This window comes from Geobacillus sp. Y412MC52, from assembly GCF_000174795.2.
Lineage (GTDB): Bacteria > Bacillota > Bacilli > Bacillales > Anoxybacillaceae > Geobacillus > Geobacillus thermoleovorans.
Genome location: NC_014915.1, coordinates 1426937 through 1447631 on the forward strand (window position 1 = coordinate 1426937; position 20695 = coordinate 1447631).

Below are 20695 nucleotides of genomic sequence, written 5' to 3' on the forward strand. Positions count from 1 at the left end.
GTGTCTAGCGAACGAGAAGACACCCGTTTTTTCGTTCGCCATCTGTTTTATGATTTCCCAATTGAAGCTCCCCCACTTCCCTTTTGTACAGGGCGCAACCCAAAACGAAGTGGAGATGCGGCCATTGAATGTTCCAAACAAAGGTGGAGTCATTCACGTTGAAGCCCTGTTTGGAAGGAAGGGGAAGAGGCTGGCGTCTCGGACTGCAGCCGCCAACATTTGTTCCTCCTTCATAGGATGGGGGGATGGGGAGGCTCTTGATGATGCTGTTCATCCTCTTGTTCCGCTCGTTCACGATCGTTGCCGTCCGGGCGGGCGGCGCGGACATCAAACTCTTCTGCCGCCTCCGTTTGCCATTGGCGGCCGATGAGCGGGGCGTCTTTTTCACCGTGCTCGACAGTGACAAATCGCAGCACATAGGCGTGAAACAGCAATTCTCCGAACGCTGTAAGCAGAGCAGAGAAAAACGCCGCGTTTAATATGGCGGCGCCGGCGATGTCATAAAACGCGCCGATGCCGATCCATACCGCCACAAACACAAGTCCAAAGTCGGCAATCGTCGCTGAGACGTTGCCAAGGCGCCGCAGAACGTACAAGTCGCCGAGCGCATAGGCGACAAGCGTCAGCCAAAGGCTAAACCATAAAATCTCTGCCGATGAAATGCGCAAAAACAGCGGTAAAATGGCAAACATCACCGTGGCGGTCAGCAAATATTTCAGCACTAACGCAAGCAAATGTCTCATTGGGATTCGCCGCCTTTATTCTGCTGGATGGTTTGGACCTTCTAGTTTTTTATCGCCGTACCCCGGCTGTTTTTCCCTGTCTTTGTCCGGTTGTTGTTTTTTTTCTTGTTGTTCAGGGCTGTTGTTTTGCTTTGGCTGTCTCATTAGCCATCATCCTCTCTTTCCATTTGTTTATCGTTAGTTTGCCGCGTTTGTCTTGATGTATACATACATGATCCATAAACTTCCTCTTTTTATTTTCCCCCCCTGTTCTACATTAATATAATGAACGGCATGAACAAGGAGGAATACAGATGGCGGAAAACAAACAATCGCTTGAGATGGCTGGACAGCAGTATGTCCCATCGAATGATGAGGCAGCTTCGTTTCTTGGTTCAGCATTGGCTGAAACACATGAACAAGTGAGCGATATGTACGCGGAGGGAACCATCGAGGCCGCGGTCGAACACAAAAATGGCTCAGACTCCCCCCTTTCTCCGCGGGAGTAAGAAACGTCAAGGAGCTGTTCCTTGGCGTTTTGGTTTATGTTTGTGAAACGGGAGGGGAAAAAGGAAAGAAAAACAGTTCGTACTTTCCCCCATCGTCGCCTATACTAGTAGTGCGCACGGCGATTCACCGATATAAGGGGGATGATCATCGTGAGATGGCAGCGGGCTTTATTGGCGTTGCTCAAAGAGCGGAAAGACCATTCCATCGCGCTGGCGATCGACACATCAAACCGTCCGGAGCGGCCAATGCTCATTCAAAACATTGTGAAGCTGTTTGAAAAGCTGCGCCCGGACACGCTGCTCGTCCAAGCGGATTTTAAAATTCGCGATGTATCTCCGGTTGGCGTGGCGACGATTAAATATTTCAAGCACGGGAAATCGTCGTACACCGAAGTGCTGGAATGGGCCGCTGCGCAAAAAATCGATACGTTGTTTTACATCACCGATGTAACCGGCTATTTTTATGAAGAACTGCAAGTCGACTATGAAGTGTTTTGGCTTGTGCCGGACGATTATATGCCGCGCGTGCCGTTTGGCAAGCCGATTCGCGTGGCGTAACACTGTGAGGAATGCCCTTCGTGATGAGGGGCATTCTCTTTTTGTTAGAAAACTTAACAAATTTTTTGCGCATGAAACCGATTACAACCAAAAACAGACATTGCTTTTGGTGTATTTGTGTTATATATTATGACATATAAAAGGAATGATAAATAACAAAAAGGGGGATGCGTAAATGGATGAAAAAACGTTGACGCTTGGGCTGGATGCCCTCTGGGTCATGCTTTCGTCGGTGCTCGTCATCGGCATGCAGGCAGGGTTTGCTTTGCTTGAGGCTGGATCAACGCGCATGAAAAACTCCGGGCATGTGGCTGGCAAACAAATTTTAAGCTTTGCCATCGCCTCATTGGCGTTTTGGGCGTTCGGCTTTGCTATTACGTTTGGGGCTGGGAATAGCTTCATCGGGACGGAAGGATGGTTTTTAAAAGAAGGAAAAGAAACGTTTGACTCGTTGTCGTGGGCGAATGTGCCGCTCGAGCTCAAATTTTTATTCCAGCTCGGCTTTGCCGGCGTGTCGCTGGCCATCGCTTGGGGCGGCTTCGCTGAGCGGGCGAAACTGTCTATTTATTTTCTTTTCGGCACGATTTTTACGATCGCCATTTACCCGGTGATCGGCCATTGGGTGTGGGGCGGCGGCTGGCTTGGAAAAATGGGAATGCAAGATTTCGCCGGTTCGACCGTTGTTCACTTGCAAGGAGCGATTGCGGCGCTCGTGGCTACCATTTTGCTTGGGCCGCGCATCGGCAAGTTCAATAAAGACAAGACTCCGAACGTCATTCCTGGGCATAACCAAGTATATACGGTCATTGGCGGATTGATTTTATGGATCGGCTGGTTCGGCTTTAACGCTGGCAGCACGATGGCGGTTGGCGACGGATTTTTCGGCTATGTCGCGCTGACGACGAATTTGGCCGCCGCGGCGGGAGCGATCGCCGCGATTGTGACGGCGAAAATTTTGGTCGGCAAAGCGGACATTCCAGCGATGGTCAACGGCGTGCTCGCGGCTTTGGTTGCCATTACCGCCGCGTGCGCGTTCGTCGAACCGTGGGCGGCGGTTGTGATCGGTGCAGTGGCGGGGTCGTTTACGTTCTGGACATCCACCTACTTTGAACGCAAAGGGATTGACGATCCGATTTATGCTTTTTCCGTCCATGGTGTCGCTGGCATTATTGGCACGATTTCAACCGGGTTTTTTGCCTCGCCGCGTTTAGTCGAGATCACGGGCATCGGGAAGGCTGGACTGTTTTACGGCGGCGGATTTGATCAGCTGATTGTGCAAACGGTCGGGGTGCTCGGCGCTGCGGTGTATGTCGCTGCTGTTTCGTTTGTCATCTTATATGCCATGAAGAAAACGATCGGGCTGCGTGTCACGGCGGAACAAGAAATTTCAGGTCTTGATATTAGCGAGCACGGTTCTTATGGCTATCCGGAACAGCTCGATCCGGCGTATCAGCCCAAGACCCTCGCCCAGCAGTAGCCAGGAGGGGAAAGGTGATGGAATCGTTGGCGGCAAAGGTGGTCGAGCGGCTAAACCGAGCTGAGTCGGCCGCCGAACTTCGTTTTTGTCATGATGAACTGGCGCGCGAACTGCGGCGCTGTCTGGCACCTGAACAAATGAAGCAGCTTGCAGGCGACGTCGTTTGCGTGCATGAAGCCATCCTTCGCCGCGCGTTTTTCCTTGCGGAGCGGGAGACGATGAAACGGTCGGTCGGCATTCGTCCCCCGGCGTGGTGCTGGTATGTGATGGGAAGCATCGGCCGACGTGAGCCGACGATTTGGACGGACCAGGACCACGGCATTTTATTCGACTGTCCTGAGGAAGAGGAGGCGGCTTGTTATGAATTCATCCGCCATATGGCGGCGGTTGGGGTGGACATGTTGCATGAGGCCGGCTATCCGTACTGCTCCGGTTACGTGATGGCGACGAACAAGCGGTGGGCGCAGTCGGTCCGCGGTTGGGAGCAACAACTTTCTTCCTATTTAGACAGCGGGTGGCCGAACGACATTCGCTTTTTGTTGATCGCGATGGATATGCGTCCGCTTTATGGCGAGACGGAATTGGCTGAGGAGGGCAGGAGGATGCTGTTTTCGGCGGTGGCCAAACGGCCGCCGCTGTTGGCGCGCATGGGGGAGCACGTTCAATTTCCTCCGGTTCCGCTCGGTTGGCTGGGCAACGTGCAAACGGAGCGATGGGGGCCGCACAGCGGGGCCGTTCATATGAAACAAAGCGGCTACGTGCAGCTCACCAATGCCTTAAAATGGTTGGCCTGTTTTGCGCGCGTCCCGGCGGCGGACACGGCTGAGCGGCGGCGGGCGCTTGAGGCGGCTGGCGTATTGACGGCGCCGCTTTCCGCCGCCGTTTGCGAGGCGCTGTCTGTTTACTATTCGATTCGTCTTAAGTACAGCACCGAGGCGGGGGACGGGCGTGAATATGTGTTATGGCGGACGCTTGAGCGGACAGAGCAAAAGCAGCTGAAGCAAGCGATGCGCACCGCAAAACGGTTGCAGCGCTTTGTCGCCCGGCGGGTGGCTAACATTCATGCATGAGCGGCACCGTTTTTGGCAGCGGGCGCTCCGCTTGTTGTCGCTCGGCGTTCCGCGCGAGGCATCATCCGCCTTATTTGGGCATGACCATTCGCTGCAACAGGAAACATGGCTTCGCTCGCTGCAAAAGGAAAAACAGCACATCATCGATTGGCATGACCGTTTGACTGACATCCCGTTTGTCATCATCGATATGGAAACGACCGGCTTTTCCCCGGAGCAAGGCGATGAAATTTTGGCCATGGCGGCAGCGAAAACGGTTGGAGGAGTCGTGACCGATGCGTACATGACGCTCGTCAAGCCGGAAAAGCCGATTCCGGAACATATTTCCGCCTTGACCGGGATTGAGGCGAAGGATGTGGTGTTCGCTCCGCCGCTTGCCGAGGCGCTGCGCACGTTTGTGCCGTTTATTGCCGCCGGCGTCTTAATTGGCTATCATATCGGTCATGATTTGGCGTTTTTGCGCCATGCCCTTTGGCGTCATTATCGGCAAAAATGGAGCGGACGTTTTGTCGACTTGCAGCCGATGATGACGCTGATCGGCCATTCGTGCCCGACGTTTGACGATGCGTTAGCTTGTTATGGCATCCGTTGCCCGCGCCGCCATACGGCGGATGGCGACGTCGAAGCGATGGCGAAGCTATGGGCGATCTTGCTCGATGAATTCCGCCAGCGCGGCATCGACACGCTGCATGATCTGTACGCCGCGCTCAGCCGGTGTTGATGTTGCCTGTGCGAAGCCTTTGTGAACTCTCCTTGAGAAGAGCGAAATCCAGTTTAAGCAGCCTGTTTCTGTTGATCGAAAAGCAATGGGCGCTCGGCGGGGCAAAAAGGGGTTTGCAGGCAAAGGGGGCTGGTTGCAGTGAAAAAAGCGCCGGATTTGGCGCTTTTTTTCGTTCGTATTAGAGCGGCTTTGTCGGCGTCGGTTCGGCGTAGCCTTCTTTATATTTTTCATCGATCATATGCCGAATGTCTTTGATCGATTTCCCTTGATCGTAAGCGGCGATCGATTCAGCGGCGATGTCGAGGCAGACGCCGCATTTGGTCGCATGATCATCCCAGACGACCGAGCCGTCTTTTTTATTTTCATACACAAAGCAGTCATAATTGTTCTTATGGCCAGCCGATTGCCCGCAGCCGCAATAGCAAGGGATATTCTCAAGCAGCTCGCGGTGTTCAGCAGCCTGTTGGTACAAGACAGCCATCTCTTCTTCAAACGCGCTCAAAAAGCTTGGCAAATGCTCGATCGATTTTGTCGTTTCACGAATATCGCCGGTGGCGGTTTTCGTCATCTGTGAGCGGCTTTGTTCCTGAACGCCGTCATCGGTGCAGCTTGAGAGCAGAACGCTGAGCGACAACATGCATGTGGCGATCCATGTCAGTTGTTTCATCCTCTTCTTCCTTTCCGTACAGTCTGCATTTTGAATGTACCATACTTCGCGGCAGGCGGCAACCGTCGTATGGTCAGGCGCGTTGCTGTTGTTGGGCGTGGCGGTGTTTGTGTTTTCGTCGTTTTTCGATCATGGCGAAATAAAGGGCAAAAACAGCGAGCAGAAACAATGCATCTCCGGCGTAAAGCGGTCGGAATCCGATTGAGGCCATCAGCACGCCGGTGAGAAAAGAGCCGGCGCTGATGCCAACGTCAAAAAACGATAAAAACGTGCCGAGGGAAGAAGAACTGCGCGACAAAGAGCCTGATTGAATCGCCATCGTCTGCAAAACCGGAAACAAATTGCCCCAGCCCATTCCGATCAAAGCTGCACTTAATAAAAAGATTCCTGTCGTTTTCGCTATGCTTAACAAAAACAGCCCGACGGCAAATGAAGATGTGCAAAATACAATAAGCGCCTTCGGTCCGTGTGCGTCAAACCATCTCCCGGTAAACGGACGGGAAACAAGCAGCACCGCAGCATAAATCACGAAAAAGAGATTGCTGCTTTCCCCAAGATGAAGCGATTTGGCGTAGACCGACACAAACGACAGCACGGGCGCGTACGTCAAAGCGAACAATGCACCGATGAACGCCAGCGGTAGCACGGAAGGCTCGATCATCTGCTTCAGCGACAGCTGGATTCGCAGTTTCGAAGATGACTGCTTCGCCTGCGGCGTTGCCGAACGGATAGACAGCGCAGAAAGGAAAGAAGCGACGGTGCATACAAGCGCAATGATCAGCATCCAAAACGCCCCAAGGCGTTCAAGAGAAAAGAGGCCGAAAAACGGCCCAGCCACCATAGCGAGATTGGAGGACAAAACAAAATAGCCCATTCCTTCCCCTTGCCGTGTCGATGGAACGATATCAGCGACGAGCGCTCCGCCTACCATCGTGGCAATGCCGAACCCTAAGCCGTGCAAAAAGCGGATGGCAAGCAAACTGAGCAGGCTGTGGGAAAATAGGTACAATACGGAAGATGTAATGAAAAGAAGAAGAGACCATCTCAGCATCAATCGCTTCCCGTAGCGTTCGACAAACTGGTTGGCGGCAAAACGGACGATAATGGCCGCCGCCAAAAAAACAGCCGACACAAGCCCTGACAGAGATTCCTCGACGTGCAAGTCATGAATGGCGTAAATCGGCATGGTGACCAAAAGAAAATAATAGTTGGCAAACAAGAAAAAATTGCAAATAAAAAGGCTGGCAAAGTGTTTTGTCCACAATGCTTCTTGGCCCATGAATCACGCTCCTTCCCCCATAAAAGGAAAAATGGCAGGGGGAGCGGCGATGTGACGCCTCCGCCTGCGTTGGATAAGAGTTGTGTAAAAATTATGATAATACTTCTGATTTGATTTTTCTAGTTGTATGCTCATAGTTGTATAAAAAGTCAGCCGCCTCGTAATTTTGCGGGGTGCGCTGTTTAAAAATCGTGTTGCGCAATAAAATCGTGATCGGATCGGCCGCATGGAGAATCTCTCCCCATGTCCGGGCGCTCCGTTGCACTCTGGCGGTGCGTGGAATCCGTTCTTTTTGATACGCTAAAAACGCTTTTTCATAGTCATTTGGATATTGTTTCAACATATCCGCCAAATATGAAGCATCTTCAAGCGCTTGGCAGCCGCCTTGGGCCAAATATTGAAGCATCGCATGAGCCGCGTCGCCAAGCAAGGTGACGTTTCTGTTCGTCCAGTTGTCGATCGGAACACGATCGTACATCGGCCAGCGGAACTGGCGGTTGATAAACGACAGCGCATGCCACACTTTTGGATGGCTGCCTTTGAAGCGCCGCTCCATTTCATCCGGCGTGCCCCAATCATCGCTGTTTTCTTTGTAACGGTACGATTTAAACACGACGACTTGGTTGTACAGCTGTTTGCTTCTGACCGGATATTGGACAAGATGCAAATATGGTCCGATCCACATAATGACATCATCTAACTCATGAGGCTCAGCTTGAATTTCTTCGATCGGAATTGTGCCGCGATAGGCGACATATTCTGAACAGATGGGTTCATCATCCGAGAAATATTTGCGGATGTTTGAGTGAATGCCGTCTGCGCCGATGGCAGCGTCAGCAGTGAACGTATCGCCGCTTTCGCTCGTTACCGTAACACCGTTGCTATTGGGATTGAAGGAGACGATCGTTTGGTTATTGACAAACGTCACTTTGCCCGTGCGGACGCACGCTTCAAACAAAATGCGATGCAAGTCAGCGCGGTGGAGGACGATGTACGGATGCCCGTAGCGCTCAAGAAACGCTTGGCCAAGATCCATCGCGCTCAGCTCTTCACCGGTGTAAACGTCTTTTAACACGAGCCGTTTCGGAAAGACAGCCACTTTTTCGATTTCGTCCATCACGCCAAAGCGTTTCAATACTGACGTAGCGTTTGGCGCTAATTGGATGCCGGCGCCGACTTCGCCGAATTCCGGCGCCCGTTCCAATACCATCGACGTTTTTCCGTTTTCGGCGGCGGCTAAAGCGGCAGCCAAGCCGCCAATTCCGCCACCGACAATGATCAAATCTGTTTTGGTCATGATGAAAACCCCCTATATTAGCATTTGAAATGATCGAACATGAATTATCCAAGAACGGGTTTAAATTCCCCAATCACCGTTTGATAGCCATTGTTGTCCTCCAATGCCTCTTCGCGTTCTAAGCCGAATTTCTCGAGAATCGGCAAGTCGTTTGTCGAGAACAAATAGCTGTCTTCTTCAGCGACATGTTCATGCCACGCCCAGTTTGGCACAACGAAGAAGTCGCCTTTTTCCCAGTCGAAGCGGATGCCGTTGATAATCGTATACCCCGATCCCTCAAAAACGTGATAGATGGACGCATGTGTATGGCGATGGGCTTTCGTATGGAAGCCTTTGGGCAGTTTTTGCATCCAAGAAGCGATCGTCGGGCACGCCGTTTCGCCGTTGGACGGATTGATATACTCGACTGCGTAACCGTCGTACGGATCGGGCTCAAAGCGGCTGAGTCCCTCGAGCGCTTCGTGTGTGCGCTTCCATTTATATGCGGCCAGCGGCGCTTTTTTCGGATAACGGTCAGAAATCGGGCGCACCATTCCGCCTTCATAGCGCTGCGCTGAATAGTTGTCTGGCACTTCTGGATTTTGAAGCTTCTCTGGATATGGCTCAAAAAACGTACCTCCCAAGAAATAGATTGTCGGAATATCCAAGCAGTTCATCCAAATCATCGGTTGTGAGCCCGGATGGCCATGGCCGTGCCAAAGTCCGTTTGGTGTCGTCAAAAAGTCGCCGCGCTCCATGAAGATGCGTTCTCCTTGTACAATCGTGTAAGCGCCTTCGCCTTCCATCACAAAACGGAGAGCGTTTTGTACGTGACGGTGGGAAGGAGCCGTTTCGCCCGGCAAAATGAGCTGGACAGCCGCATATAACGTTTGGGTCGTTGATGCCCAGCCCCATGGCTTTCGGTAGTTCAGTCCTGGATTTTGCAAGTAGATGGCGCGCCGTTCACCACCGCGATCTGGGGTGAAAATTTGCGTCGCTTCCATCAACTTTTTCTTCAGGAGGCTGTATTTCCATAAGTACGCTTTGGCGTGCGGTTCTGGCTGATGCTTCATCAAATCGGGAATCGCGTTCCAAAGCGGCCCCAAATGGTATTGCTCAATATCGCGATTGAAATCAAGGACATCTTGGTCTTGCAGAAAGTTCCCTTTTTCCGCCATACGGATCACTCCTTTTCATTCCATTTTTTGATGTTGCGCTTGATTTGGTTGAGGTGTTTTTGCACATGCTCGACAATCAAATGGTCGATGATAAAGCGCAACGGCTGGCCGTTAAACTTCGGGTTGCGGCTTGGCGCGACGATGGCTAAATCGCGTTCATCCAGCCTGCGGAACGCTGTTTCTACAGTTTCCGGGACCGTTTTTAGCTACGTCAATAGTTCCGCTATAGAGAAGCGATTGACATGCGCTTCGTCGACAGCAGCCAGCCGAGCTTCATCCGCAAGCCCGCGGCCCCATGTGGTCGAGGTGTCTTGTTTGATTCGTTTGATTTCTTCCACCCAATACGGAATCGCTTCGTTTAAGTGGGAGAGGATTTGTGCGATCGACCATTCGTCTTCCGACGGCTTCCAGCGGATCAGTTCTTCGGAAAGCGATTGTACGAGTTCGACCATGTTGTCAACGGTTTCTTTGACTGTTGCGGACGAAGATTGCAAGAATGATTTCGTCATGACGGCACCTCCACCTTTTTCACCCGATTTTCGAGTACGCCGATTTTGTCCACCTCGATGCGGACGACATCCCCGTCTTTCAAGAACACTTGCGGGTTGCGGGCCACACCGACGTCGCCTGGAGTGCCGGTGAGGATGACATCGCCCGGTTCGAGTGTCATTAAACCGGATAAAAATTCAACGAGATACGGAACGGTAAACACTAAATTGGCGGTGTTGGAATGTTGCCGTTCTTCTCCGTTGACGAAAAGGGCGATGTCAAGCCCTGACGGATCAGCCAACTCATCGGATGTAACAAGCCATGGCCCCATCGGCGCGCTGCCGTCGACCGTTTTTCCTTGCAGCCATTGCAGCGTGCGGCGCTGTAAGTCGCGGTACGTCACATCGTTGACAATGGTGTAGCCGGCGACATAATCAAGCGCTTCGGCTTGTGAAACGTTGCGAGCCCGCTTGCCGATCACAAACGCGAACTCTGCTTCATAGTCGAGCTGCTCGGAAATCGGATAGAACGGAATATCGTCTTCCGGACCGATGATTGTATTGGCAAACTTCGCAAACACGACAGGATAAGGGGGGATTTCCCGGCCCATTTCCAAAATATGCTCTCGATAGTTATGACCGACGCAGATCATTTTTCCCGGATTCGGAACCGGTGCATTGAGCTTCACTTCCTCTCGTTTGAACACAAGCGGGACGTCGCTGTCATGGGAAAGGGCGAATTCCACCGCTTGTTTCGCATAGTTCATGCTTTCTTCGCCGCCCTGCAAAAAGCCGACCATATCGCTTGGAACGTAGGCCTCGGCGATTTGCCGGGCGCGCAATTTCCCTTCCGCACGCAATTTTTCATAGAACGCGCGGTGAAGGTCAATGATGGAACCGTTTTCTATGGCTCCGATGCGGGAGACTCCATCTTTTGTGAACGTGACCAGTTTCATCTTTCAACTTCCTTTCGCTTATAATCTAGCTGGCGTTCCATTCTTTTAATTCATAGATTGCTTCGTTTGGGTCGTTCATCGGGTCGCGGCGTATGATCGCTTCCGCTTCGCTGTACGAAGAACATTGCAAAATATAGGCGCCGCCCGTTTGGTCAGTGAACGCTCCAGCAGAAACAAGTGCGCCGAATTCCCGCAAACTCGCCAGAAAATCGCGGTGGGCGGGAAGAGTGCGTCCAGTGAAGTGTTCCGTCCTGCGAATAAAGACAAGATATTTGTTCAAGCCACGGCCTCCTTTCTTGTTTGTTCACTATTAGATAACTATGTTATATATTCATATAATATTAAAATGTTTGGATTATTGTCAATATTTATTTTTGAAAAAAGAAACATTGATTTTTTTGGCCTCTGCTGTTACATTCGTAATGATAAAGAGAGAAAACAGAAGGGGAACGAAGCATGGAGAAAAGTGAAAAAAATGCGAATGTTATTCAGTCGCTCCAAGTGGGCATGAGCATTATCGATGTTGTTGCCGCGCAAAACCGGCCGTTGAAATTCACAGAGATTCAGGAGCTGTCCGGGATCACCAAAAGCAATTTATATAAATATTTAAATACGTTGACAATGCTCGGGTTATTATATCGCAATCGAAAAGACGGCACGTATTCGCTGGGCGGGAAGCTGATGAAGTATGGAACGGCCGCATTGGGAGACCGAAATGTGATCGGCAAAATTACGCCGTATTTGCGGGAGATCAGCGCCCATACATCCCAAACCGCCTTGCTGGCGCTTTGGACGCATGATGGCCCGGTAATTGTTGATATATGCAGCGCCAACTATGGGTTGAACATTGGAGCACAAGTGGGGACGAGGCTTCCGTTATTGTCGGCGACAGGGAAAGTGTTTGCGGCATTTAAGGACGAAAGCGATCCGCAAGTGAGGGAATGGAAGCGAAAGGAGCTTGGCAAACTGTCAGATGAGCGCCGCAAGCAGCTCGAGGAGGAGATTGAACAAATAAAAGAACGTTTTTTCTCATATGCGTTAGAGCCGTTGGTGAAGCACGTCTCGTCGTTCAGCGTCCCCGTGTTCGATTTTCAACGCGATCTCGTCGGCGCGGTGACGGTTGTCGGGTTTACGGAACAAATCCCGCAGACGGCGGAAGAGGAGATGGGCAAATATATTGTGGAGGCTGTACTCGAGATTTCCAAGTCGTTCGGTTTTGTTGCCGGCTAGCCGTGGAAGGTTGGCCGGTTTTTGTTTATACTCAATATAACCATATTAAAAATAACCCGTGGTGCTAGTTGAGCGTCAGCGCTCAACCAGTCCTAGTGTGACCAGGGAATACGCCAACAAGATGCCATCGAGTGCCACTTCAAACCCGGCAATGGAATTCGCCCGAATGTCGGTGATCCGGTATGGGTCCACGAGAATCGAAAACACCGTCTCGATGACTTTGCGTTTTTTTCTGATCCATTCTTCCCATGCCTTGGATGAGACGTGCTTTTGATTGTTTCGAGACGGTGTCCACAACGCGGCTTGGTGTTCTTCGTACAGCTTTTCTCGAAGAGCGCGGCTGATGCATCCTTTGTCCCCAAAGTTGTCAGGATGAGGGATTTGAGTCATCACCGTTTCAGCGGCTTTGACGTCGTGGCAGGACGCTTCCGTCACGACATCGGCCATCCCTTGATTGGTCACTTGAAGATGCTGCTTGAAACCGTAGTACCATTGCTTTTTGGAAGCACAATACCCCATATCCGCGATCCCTCGAAACCGCTTGACGCGCTGCATTCTCGCGGGATGGCACAACGGAAGAGGCAGACTGTCGACAATGTCTAGCATGATGTTGACCACGTTTCGCCAGTTCATGACGAATCCATTTGACCGCGAAGCCAAGCGCTCGGCAGCGGCGGTTGTATCGGGAGCGTTCAAGAAACGAGCCGTTTGTGAACAAATTTCCCGTGACAAAGCGATGCCAGGCTCGTTCGGAAGAAAAGCCCAGCAGCTTCCCCAAAAGGTGAACCGCCATGACCACTTCGTCTTCTTGCTTGACCAAGTGACGGTTGCGGCGATGAAGATGCATTTGAATCAACGGCAGTTGGGCAGAAACAAAACAGAAAATGGCGGAATATTGCTTTTGCAGTTTGGCTTGATCTGTAGTAAAATGAAAGTGCCCTTGCATGGGGGATCTCTCCTTTCGAATGATGGGTCGCACTTTCATTCTACAGGAGATCCGCCAGCAAGGGCTATTTTTATGCTTGTCTGAGTTTTATCTAGCACCACGGGTTAAATATGTCGGGTATTCAATCAGGAAGAATTCAGACAGTTATGGGACAAAATCAAATATAAAACGGTCTATTCCGTCGATTTTGATAGCGAACAATTGATTCAAAAGTGCGTCGAAAGCATTCAAACGATGCCGCGCATTGAGAAAATTCGCATTTTAAGCCGCAAGGGAAAAGTGGAAATTGACCGCGTGACAGGGGTGCAGGCGCAACGGTAAGCGAAAGTGTCGAAGATTACGTCAGCTTGCACCATACACTTCCAGACGTCATTACCGAACTGCAAAACCGCACGAATTTAACGCGGAAGACGATTGTCCGCATCTTAACCCGCTGCAAGCGGCTTGAGGATTTCAAAAACAATCCGCAAAAATTTATCGAAGAAGTGACAAAGATCATCCAGCGTGAAATGAAGCAGCTGTTAAAAGACGGGGTGAAATATTATAAAATCGGCAACGATGCGTATTATGCCGTCGAATTGTTCCAAAACGAGGAATTGCTTGCCTATTTAAACGACAATGCGATTCCGAGCGAAAAATCGCCGTTTGACCATGTCGTCTATGATTCGGATGTGGAAGAGCGTTTTGTCAAACGCTTTGAAAACGATGAAAAATAAAAGTATATGTGAAGATGCCAAGCTGGTTTAAAATTGACACGCCAATTGGCTCCTACAACCCTGACTGGGCACTTGTCATTGAGAAAGACGGAGAAGAAAAGCTGTACTTCGTCCTAGAAACGAAAGGACAGGAATGGGAAGGAGATTTGCGTCCGGGCGAATCGGCAAAAATCGAGTTTGCCCGCAAGCACTTTGAAGCAATCGGCACGGATATTGAATTTGTCGGTCCGGAGAATGATGTGGAGGCGTTTATGCTGCGGGCGGTTAGCCGTTAGTGATACATTTACAGGAGGCTGTCCCAAAAGGTGGTACAATGACCTTTTGAGGCCAGCTTTTTTTATTGAATGCTCTCTCCTCTCTTTTTTCTTTCCAGCATTTGTGGCATACTATAGTCAAAGAGGAGGGGCAATACAATGGTTAAGGTTGAGGTTAAACCCAATGTCCTACAATGGGTGATCAAACGCATGGATAATTTTGATCGGCTGAAGGATCAGTTTCCTAATATTGATAAATGGATCAATCAAGAGAGCCAGCCGACGCTTAAGCAGTTAGAAAAGCTTGCAAAAATGACAGCTGTACCTCTTGGTTATTTTTTTCTCCCTAATCCACCAGAGGAGAAGTTGAGAATTCCTCATTATCGCACGGTGAGAGATGAAGGAGCTGTTCGCCCGAGTCCAAATCTTTTGGAAACGGTTCAAACGATGGAAAGACGGCAACAGTGGATGCGAGATTATTTAATTCAGCTAGGCAATCCGCCTTTAAATTATGTGGGGCGTGCGAACTTGTTAATGGATCCAAAACTCGTTGCACAAGATATGCGAAGGACGTTAAATTTGGAAGATGGATGGGCATCAAAACAATCAACTTGGCAGGAAGCTTTACGCAATCTTATTAGAAAAACTGAAGATATCGGCATTATTGTAGTCATTAATGGAGTAGTTGGCAATAATACACATCGAAAACTGGATGTTGCGGAATTTCGTGGTTTTGTCCTTATTGATGACTATGCCCCTTTAATATTCATAAATGGAAGAGACGGAAAAGCCGCGCAAATGTTTACATTGGCCCACGAACTTGCTCATATTTGGTACGGGGAGAGTGCCGCATTCGATTTGAAAAATCTTCAGCCTGCTGATGCTGAAATTGAAAACGCATGCAACAAAGCAGCCGCTGAGTTTCTTGTTCCTGAAGATGAGTTAATTATTATATGGAAACAGGTTGGTCAATCGGAAGATCGTTTTGAACAGGCGGCTCGCTATTTTAAGGTTAGTGAAATTGTGGCGGCACGTAGAGCTCTAGACTTAAACCTTGTGACAAAAGAGGAGTTTTTTTTATTTTATGAAGATTATATGAAACGGCTTCGACAACAAACGGAACAAACGAAAACAAGCGGAGGCAATTTTTACGCAACTCAAACGATGCGTATCGGCCGTCATTTTGCGGAAGCAGTCATAAGCGCGGCAAAGGAAGGAACGATCCTTTATCGTGAAGCCTATCAATTGACGGGGCTTTCTGGTGACACTTTTGCTAAGTTTGCCGAATATGTCGATACGGGGAGATATATATGAGTTCTAGCCATAAATTTGTAATGGATACGAGCATTTTTATTGAAGCCTATAAAAGGTATTATTCTTTTGATATCGCTCCTTCCTTTTGGGATGCCCTGCTTCAACATGCCGAAAACGGCAACATCATAAGCATTGACCGTGTTAAACAGGAAATTAATAGCTTTCATAAAAATGATGAATTAAGTGAGTGGGCCAACCATTATTTTGCCCGATGGTTCGAGTCAACCGATAAAATTGAAGTTCTTAGAACATATCAGGAAATTATTACTTGGGCTGTTCAGCAGGGGCAATATTTTGAGGCGGCAAAAAGAGAGTTTGCTAGTGCAGCAGATAGTTGGTTAATAGCGTTTGCAAAGACATACAATTTTATTGTAGTAACACATGAACAATTTCATCCTAATTCTAAAAGCAGAATTTTTATTCCTAATGTTTGCCATGCATTCAATGTGCCCTATGTCGATACATTTGACATGTTGCGCCGGTTAAGTATAAAGTTTTGAGCCTATGTCTGTCATTCTCTGGAGTACTAGTCTTTTAACATTTGCGGTGAACGGCCTATTGAATTGAAAGAAGAATTGGGTAAAAGAATATGAGTGATTGGTGTAAATTAGCACATTATTTTAGAATCCTTTTTCAAATTACAAAATAAACACACCTTGGCGACATAGATGGAGCATGGCAGCGACGTCTTTTCCAAGATATCCTTCCATGACCAAGCGAACAGCCATGACGCGTTGGCGCAGGGCAACATTTTGTCGTGCGCGTGCTCTTTCGCTTTCCGGCGCTTTCATGGTTGCCGGGGGACAATCCGGTCCATGAGGCCGCCCGTTCCGGCGTTTCAAAGACGCTCATGTCGGTTCCCATCTCGGCTATGATGACGGCGGCGGTTTGTTTTTTCACTCCGGGCATGGTCATCAGCAATTCGACTTCCTCGCGATACGGCTCGAGCAGGCGGTCGATGTGCTGGTCGACTTCTTCGATGAACTGCTCCAATTCCTCAACGTGTTTCCACAAGAGGCGAAGGAGACGGAGCTCGTGTTCGGTCAAGGTGCCGAGCAGCGAATCGTACACCGCTTGCTTTTTCTTTTTGAGCCTTCCGCGCAGGCATTGATCCAACTCGTCCTTGTCCACGTATCCCTTCTCAAGCAGCCGGGCAAGGATGTCTTTTCCAGAAACGCCGAAGAGATCGGAGAGGACCGAGCCGATTTTGACATTGGAAGACTCGAGCACTTTTTGAATCCGGTTTTTCTCCGAAGTCAGCTGTCCGACCCACTTTTTGCGGAGGCGGGTAAAATCCCGCAATTCGCGAATATCCGCTGGGGGGGACGAAACTTTTTTCAACGAGTTCATGGCGGAGCAGCTTAGCGATCCACTCGGCGTCAGAGACATCGATTTTTCTTCCCGGGACATTTTTGATCCGTTGCGGATTGGCCAGTGTCAAGTCGACATAGCCCTCGAGGAAGGCGAAGACCGGTTTCCAATACACGCCGGTGGATTCCATGGCGACACGGGTGACGCCATGTTCTTCGAGCCACTCCAGCAGGTCGCCAAGTCCCTTCGAGAACGTGGAGAAGGTTTGAATGTCCTTTTGAATGTGTCCATCTTCTTCCCATAGTGCGCAGGCGACGATGGTTTCGGCATGAACATCCAATCCTGCGCAGCGAGGATAGATGACATCCATGATGAAAATCCTCCTTTTCGATGATCGAGTGCGCAAACAGCGAATCCACGGGAGACATGCGGCAGTTTTCCGTTCGTCGTTACCTTTCCTCCGCATCGGGAAAGGGCGGACAATGGGTGGTGCACCCAGTGGATTCGAACGCTTTTCTGTACAGGGTCCAAGCCACCATTAAGTATAACGTCCTATTGAGCTGTTTGCGCCTACTCTTCATTATGGGAAGAAAAAGGGGATTTTCATGCCCGGGTGGAGGGCAAAACGTTGCCCATGGATCTTTTCCGTCTTAAGGCAAATTGTGATCATTCCGTCATAGTAAACTCCCAACTTTATGTCTTTGCCGGGCAGAGGAGTAATGAGTGCATGGCACATGGAAAAAGAGGGCTGTGCGGAAGGCGGATACGCACCCCTCCATACAGCCCTTGCTGAAAGCTTCACTGTTTTTGCAAGAAATATTTCTCAATATCATCCAACATCAAATGAGCCGCGAGCACACCGCCAGCCGTGTTCCAAATCGTGTCGCTCACTTTGTACACCTTGCCTTGTTTCGCGACGTTTAAGTTTTGAAAGAGCGGGTCGTTGATCCATTCTTTTTCAAGTTCGCTCGCTTTGCCGTCCCCCGTCTCATATGTAAAGTAGAACAGGATGTCGCCATCCATTGCTGGAATGCGTTCTTTCGTCACGCCGGTTTCCGCAAAGTCGTTTACGTTTTGCGATTCCGGGCGGGCGAAGCCAAGTTGATCCAAAATGACGCCGGAGAACGAGTCTTTATGGTAAATGCGCACGTCGCCGGCCATAAAGCGGACGATCGATACTTTCATCTTCAGCTTGTCGCCGAGTTTTGCTTTTAAGTCTTCAATGCGTTTGTCATATTCAGCAATGATTTGTTTCCCTTTTTCCTCTTGGTTCACAGCTTTCGCATACAGCATAAAGTTGTCTTTCCAGTTGCCGCGCAGCGTTTCTGAGAACACGGTCGGGGCGATTTGGTTCAACTGTTCATAAATTTTTTCATGGCGCAGTTTGTTGCCGATAATCAAATCTGGTTTCAAGGCGGCGATCGCTTCCACGTTCGGCTCTGACTCCAAACCGAGCTCTTTGACGCCTTCCATTTTATCTTTAATATGGTCGTACCACGGATCGCCCGTCCACGATTTGACGGCGCCGACTGGTTTCACGCCTAACGCGAGGAGCGCCTCGGTTCCTTCGTTCGTCAAAATGACGACTCGTTTTGGCGTTCCTTTGATTTCGGCCGTGCCCATGGCGTGTTCGACCGTGTAGCTCACTTCCGCTTTCGCCCCATTGTTTTCCGCTGGTTTGGCTGTTTTTTCTTCCTGCTTTCCGCCGCAGCCGGCAAGAAGCAGGAGGGAAAGGATGAAGGCGGAAAGAAGGGTGAGATGCCTTGATTTCATTAGCTAATCCCCCTTTGAATTTGATAATGAATTTCATTTACGTTGATATAATAAATAAAATTGAGAATCATTGTCAACTATAAATGAAAAAATGATAAAAAAATCATAAGAAAATGCGAAAAAACATTGACAATGAGAGTCATTATCAAATAGACTTGACGATAGAGATATAGAGAATGAAGCAAGGGAGATCTCAGAGATGCTGGCGACAAACCGTCAAAAAATGATTGGCCTTATCGGTTTGCTGATTGTGCTGCTTGCCGCCATGTGGATGAGCATCGTTTGTGGATATACCGACACGAGTTGGCGGCAGGCGGTGGCGGCTCTTATCGACAATAATGGATCGAACACCCATTTAGTCGTGGCGACGGTTCGGCTGCCGCGAGCGTTGATTGCGGCTGCCGTTGGCGCCAGCTTGGCGATGGCTGGGGCGCTCATGCAAGCGCTGACGCGAAACCCGCTCGCTTCGCCAGGCATTTTCGGCATTAACGCCGGGGCCGGTTTTTTGATTGTTGTGATGGTCACCTTTTTTTCCATTTCTTCATTGCAAATGTTGTCTTGGGTCGCATTTATGGGGGCGGCTGCCGCGGCGGCGATCGTGTTTGTGATCAGCGCCGCGGGGAAAGACGGACTGACGCCGCTCAAAATGACGCTTGCCGGCACGGCGGTCGCGGCTTTATTTGCCTCGCTGACGCAAGGAATGCTGGCGATGAATGAAAAAGCGCTTGAAGAAGTGCTCTTTTGGCTGGCCGGGTCGGTCGCTGGCCGGAAGCTCGAGTTGTTGACGGCCGTTTTTCCGTATTTGGCGGCCGCCTGGGCTGGGGCCATGCTGCTGGCGCGCCATGTCAACATCTTAATGATGGGAGACGATGTAGCGAAAGGACTCGGACAGCGAACGAATTTGATCAAGGCTGCCGCCGCTCTGTTAGTCGTGCTGCTGGCTGGCGGATCGGTCGCCGTCGCCGGTCCGATCGGCTTTATCGGCATGATGGTGCCGCATATGGCGCGGGCGCTTGCCGGCGTCGACCACCGCTGGCTGCTCCCGTATTGCGCCTTGCTCGGCGGGATTTTGCTTCTTATGGCCGATATTGGGGCGCGCTACGTTCTGATGCCGCGCGAAGTGCCGGTCGGCATCGTCACCGCCTTGCTCGGCGTTCCATTTTTCATCTACATTGCCCGCAGGGGGATCGCCGCAAAATGAAAAAATACATCACGGTCCGAATGGGAAAACACATCTCGTTTTTCTATGACAAAAAAGCTGTTGCGGTGCTCGCCGCGCTCATAGCAGCGGCCGTCTTCCTTTTCGTTATCAGCATTGGCAGCGGCGAAATGCGCATGTCCCCGCTTGAGGCCGCTGCCGCGCTGTTCGGATACGGAGAGGAAATTCATCAGACGGTGATTGTGACGTTCCGCCTGCCGCGCGTATTGGTTGCCTGGATGGCGGGGATGGCGCTGGCTGTCGCCGGCGCGGTTTTGCAAGGAATGGTGCGCAATCCGCTCGCTTCGCCGGATGTGCTCGGCATCACCGGCGGAGCGGCGGCCGCGGTCGTTGGCTTTTTGGCGCTGTTTAGCGATGAAAACAACTCTTTGACCGTCAGCATCCACTGGCTGCCGCTTGCCGCCTTTCTCGGCGCTACGGCCGCTACTTGGCTCGTATATATGCTGGCGTGGAAAAACGGCCTCGCCCCGCTTCGGCTCGTGCTTGTCGGCATCGGCGTTTCTGCGCTCATGCAGGCGTTGACGACACTGTTGATGATCACAGGACCCATCTATCGGGCGAGCCAGGCAAACGTGTGGATTACGGGCAGTGTGTATGGTGCTTCTTGGCAGCACGTTTCGCTCATGGCGCCATGGGTCATCGGACTGCTCCTTGTGGCGATGTTGGCCGCGCGGCATGTCAATGTGCAGGAGCTGGGCGATGAGCTGGCGATTGGGCTTGGCGGCGCGGTCGAACGGCAACGGCTGGGACTTGTTTTGCTTAGCACCGCGCTCACCGGCGGCGCGGTCGCTTTCGCCGGCGGCATCGGCTTTGTCGGGCTGATGGCGCCGCATATGGCGCGCCGCCTTGTCGGTTCGGCGTTTGGCGCTCTTCTTCCGACCGCTGCGCTGTTAGGCGGTGTGTTCGTCATGGGGGCGGATTTGGCTGGGCGGCTGCTTTTGGCGCCGACGGAAATTCCGGCCGGAGTGTTTACCGCGGCGATTGGAGCACCGTATTTCATTTATTTATTGTACCGAAGTCGGAAATTATAA

General features: G+C 50.7%; 20 protein-coding genes and 3 pseudogenes. 11 read left to right on the forward strand and 12 right to left on the reverse strand.

Annotated elements, in window-relative coordinates; translation table 11 throughout:
- Positions 1 to 230 precede the first annotated feature (230 nt).
- Together GYMC52_RS07040 and GYMC52_RS20165 are read right to left on the reverse strand one after the other, a co-directional pair.
- Entirely contained in the window at positions 231 to 743 is a 513-nt protein-coding gene (locus GYMC52_RS07040) for a YndM family protein (protein WP_013145584.1), read from the reverse strand.
- Positions 744 to 758: 15 nt separating this feature from the next.
- On the reverse strand, positions 759 to 887 hold the full coding sequence (locus GYMC52_RS20165; RefSeq protein ID WP_013145583.1) for a hypothetical protein: 129 nt from the start codon (positions 885 to 887) through the stop codon (positions 759 to 761).
- A 149-nt stretch (positions 888 to 1036) separates the two neighbouring features.
- Here GYMC52_RS20165 and GYMC52_RS07045 point away from each other — a divergent pair, with 149 nt between their 5' ends.
- From GYMC52_RS07045 to GYMC52_RS07065, 5 genes are all read left to right on the forward strand, one after another.
- Positions 1037 to 1231 carry a YozQ family protein gene (locus tag GYMC52_RS07045; protein ID WP_013523546.1) on the forward strand — a complete coding sequence of 65 codons (195 nt, stop codon included), beginning with the start codon at positions 1037 to 1039 and terminating at the stop codon, positions 1229 to 1231.
- Between the two features lie 150 nt (positions 1232 to 1381).
- Positions 1382 to 1789: a VWA-like domain-containing protein gene (locus tag GYMC52_RS07050; RefSeq protein ID WP_013523547.1), complete on the forward strand. Its 408-nt coding sequence runs from the start codon at positions 1382 to 1384 to the stop codon at positions 1787 to 1789.
- A gap of 175 nt (positions 1790 to 1964) precedes the next feature.
- A complete protein-coding gene (locus GYMC52_RS07055) occupies positions 1965 to 3266 on the forward strand; it encodes an ammonium transporter (RefSeq protein ID WP_013523548.1) in 1302 nt (433 codons plus the stop codon).
- Between the two features lie 17 nt (positions 3267 to 3283).
- Positions 3284 to 4336 carry a DUF294 nucleotidyltransferase-like domain-containing protein gene (locus tag GYMC52_RS07060; RefSeq protein ID WP_013523549.1) on the forward strand — a complete coding sequence of 351 codons (1053 nt, stop codon included), beginning with the start codon at positions 3284 to 3286 and terminating at the stop codon, positions 4334 to 4336.
- A complete protein-coding gene (locus tag GYMC52_RS07065; protein ID WP_013523550.1) occupies positions 4329 to 5057 on the forward strand; it encodes a 3'-5' exonuclease in 729 nt (242 codons plus the stop codon). Before GYMC52_RS07060 ends, GYMC52_RS07065 begins: the two co-directional genes overlap by 8 nt.
- A 178-nt stretch (positions 5058 to 5235) precedes the next feature.
- Here the strand turns inward: GYMC52_RS07065 and GYMC52_RS07070 are convergent, their stop codons facing one another.
- The 7 genes from GYMC52_RS07070 to GYMC52_RS07100 form a co-directional block, all read right to left on the reverse strand.
- A complete protein-coding gene (locus GYMC52_RS07070; RefSeq protein WP_013523551.1) occupies positions 5236 to 5724 on the reverse strand; it encodes a PCYCGC motif-containing (lipo)protein in 489 nt (162 codons plus the stop codon).
- Between the two features lie 73 nt (positions 5725 to 5797).
- Positions 5798 to 7003 (reverse strand): MFS transporter, encoded by a 1206-nt coding sequence (locus GYMC52_RS07075; RefSeq protein ID WP_013523552.1) that lies wholly within the window; start codon positions 7001 to 7003, stop codon positions 5798 to 5800.
- Between the two features lie 91 nt (positions 7004 to 7094).
- Complete coding sequence (locus GYMC52_RS07080) at positions 7095 to 8300, reverse strand: FAD-dependent monooxygenase (protein WP_013523553.1); 1206 nt, start codon at positions 8298 to 8300, stop codon at positions 7095 to 7097.
- A gap of 44 nt (positions 8301 to 8344) precedes the next feature.
- On the reverse strand, positions 8345 to 9457 hold the full coding sequence (locus GYMC52_RS07085; RefSeq protein ID WP_013523554.1) for a cupin domain-containing protein: 1113 nt from the start codon (positions 9455 to 9457) through the stop codon (positions 8345 to 8347).
- 206 nt (positions 9458 to 9663) lie between these two features.
- A complete protein-coding gene (locus GYMC52_RS19950) occupies positions 9664 to 9966 on the reverse strand; it encodes a DinB family protein (protein ID WP_230982748.1) in 303 nt (100 codons plus the stop codon).
- Positions 9963 to 10901 carry a fumarylacetoacetate hydrolase family protein gene (locus GYMC52_RS07095; RefSeq protein ID WP_013523555.1) on the reverse strand — a complete coding sequence of 313 codons (939 nt, stop codon included), beginning with the start codon at positions 10899 to 10901 and terminating at the stop codon, positions 9963 to 9965. The genes GYMC52_RS19950 and GYMC52_RS07095 overlap by 4 nt, the downstream gene beginning before the upstream one ends.
- 25 nt (positions 10902 to 10926) lie before the next feature.
- Complete coding sequence (locus GYMC52_RS07100) at positions 10927 to 11181, reverse strand: YciI family protein (protein WP_013523556.1); 255 nt, start codon at positions 11179 to 11181, stop codon at positions 10927 to 10929.
- 176 nt (positions 11182 to 11357) lie between these two features.
- Between GYMC52_RS07100 and GYMC52_RS07105 the strand changes: the two genes are divergently transcribed.
- Positions 11358 to 12131: an IclR family transcriptional regulator gene (locus tag GYMC52_RS07105; RefSeq protein ID WP_013523557.1), complete on the forward strand. Its 774-nt coding sequence runs from the start codon at positions 11358 to 11360 to the stop codon at positions 12129 to 12131.
- 75 nt (positions 12132 to 12206) lie between these two features.
- Here GYMC52_RS07105 and GYMC52_RS07110 read toward each other — a convergent pair.
- Positions 12207 to 13077: pseudogene (locus tag GYMC52_RS07110) on the reverse strand (IS982 family transposase).
- A gap of 117 nt (positions 13078 to 13194) precedes the next feature.
- Between GYMC52_RS07110 and GYMC52_RS20265 the strand changes: the two are divergent.
- The 3 genes and pseudogenes from GYMC52_RS20265 to GYMC52_RS07130 all read left to right on the forward strand — a co-directional run.
- A pseudogene (locus GYMC52_RS20265) lies at positions 13195 to 14068 on the forward strand (type III restriction endonuclease subunit R); the annotation flags it as partial.
- Positions 14069 to 14206: 138 nt separating this feature from the next.
- Positions 14207 to 15361 carry an ImmA/IrrE family metallo-endopeptidase gene (locus GYMC52_RS07125; protein ID WP_013523558.1) on the forward strand — a complete coding sequence of 385 codons (1155 nt, stop codon included), beginning with the start codon at positions 14207 to 14209 and terminating at the stop codon, positions 15359 to 15361.
- The gene (locus GYMC52_RS07130) at positions 15358 to 15861 is read left to right on the forward strand and encodes a DUF4411 family protein (RefSeq protein WP_013523559.1); all 504 of its coding nucleotides are present in this window, start codon (positions 15358 to 15360) and stop codon (positions 15859 to 15861) included. Before GYMC52_RS07125 ends, GYMC52_RS07130 begins: the two co-directional genes overlap by 4 nt.
- Positions 15862 to 16102: 241 nt before the next feature.
- On the opposite strand, the pseudogene GYMC52_RS07135 reads toward GYMC52_RS07130, so the two are convergent.
- Together GYMC52_RS07135 and GYMC52_RS07140 are read right to left on the reverse strand one after the other, a co-directional pair.
- Positions 16103 to 17042, reverse strand: a pseudogene (locus tag GYMC52_RS07135) (IS110 family transposase); the annotation flags it as partial.
- Positions 17043 to 17470: 428 nt separating this feature from the next.
- A complete protein-coding gene (locus tag GYMC52_RS07140; protein ID WP_013523560.1) occupies positions 17471 to 18445 on the reverse strand; it encodes an ABC transporter substrate-binding protein in 975 nt (324 codons plus the stop codon).
- Positions 18446 to 18644: 199 nt separating this feature from the next.
- Here GYMC52_RS07140 and GYMC52_RS07145 point away from each other — a divergent pair, with 199 nt between their 5' ends.
- Together GYMC52_RS07145 and GYMC52_RS07150 are read left to right on the forward strand one after the other, a co-directional pair.
- Positions 18645 to 19646 carry a FecCD family ABC transporter permease gene (locus GYMC52_RS07145; protein ID WP_013523561.1) on the forward strand — a complete coding sequence of 334 codons (1002 nt, stop codon included), beginning with the start codon at positions 18645 to 18647 and terminating at the stop codon, positions 19644 to 19646.
- Positions 19643 to 20695, forward strand: coding sequence for a FecCD family ABC transporter permease (locus GYMC52_RS07150; protein ID WP_013523562.1), 1053 nt, complete (start codon positions 19643 to 19645; stop codon positions 20693 to 20695). The genes GYMC52_RS07145 and GYMC52_RS07150 overlap by 4 nt, the downstream gene beginning before the upstream one ends.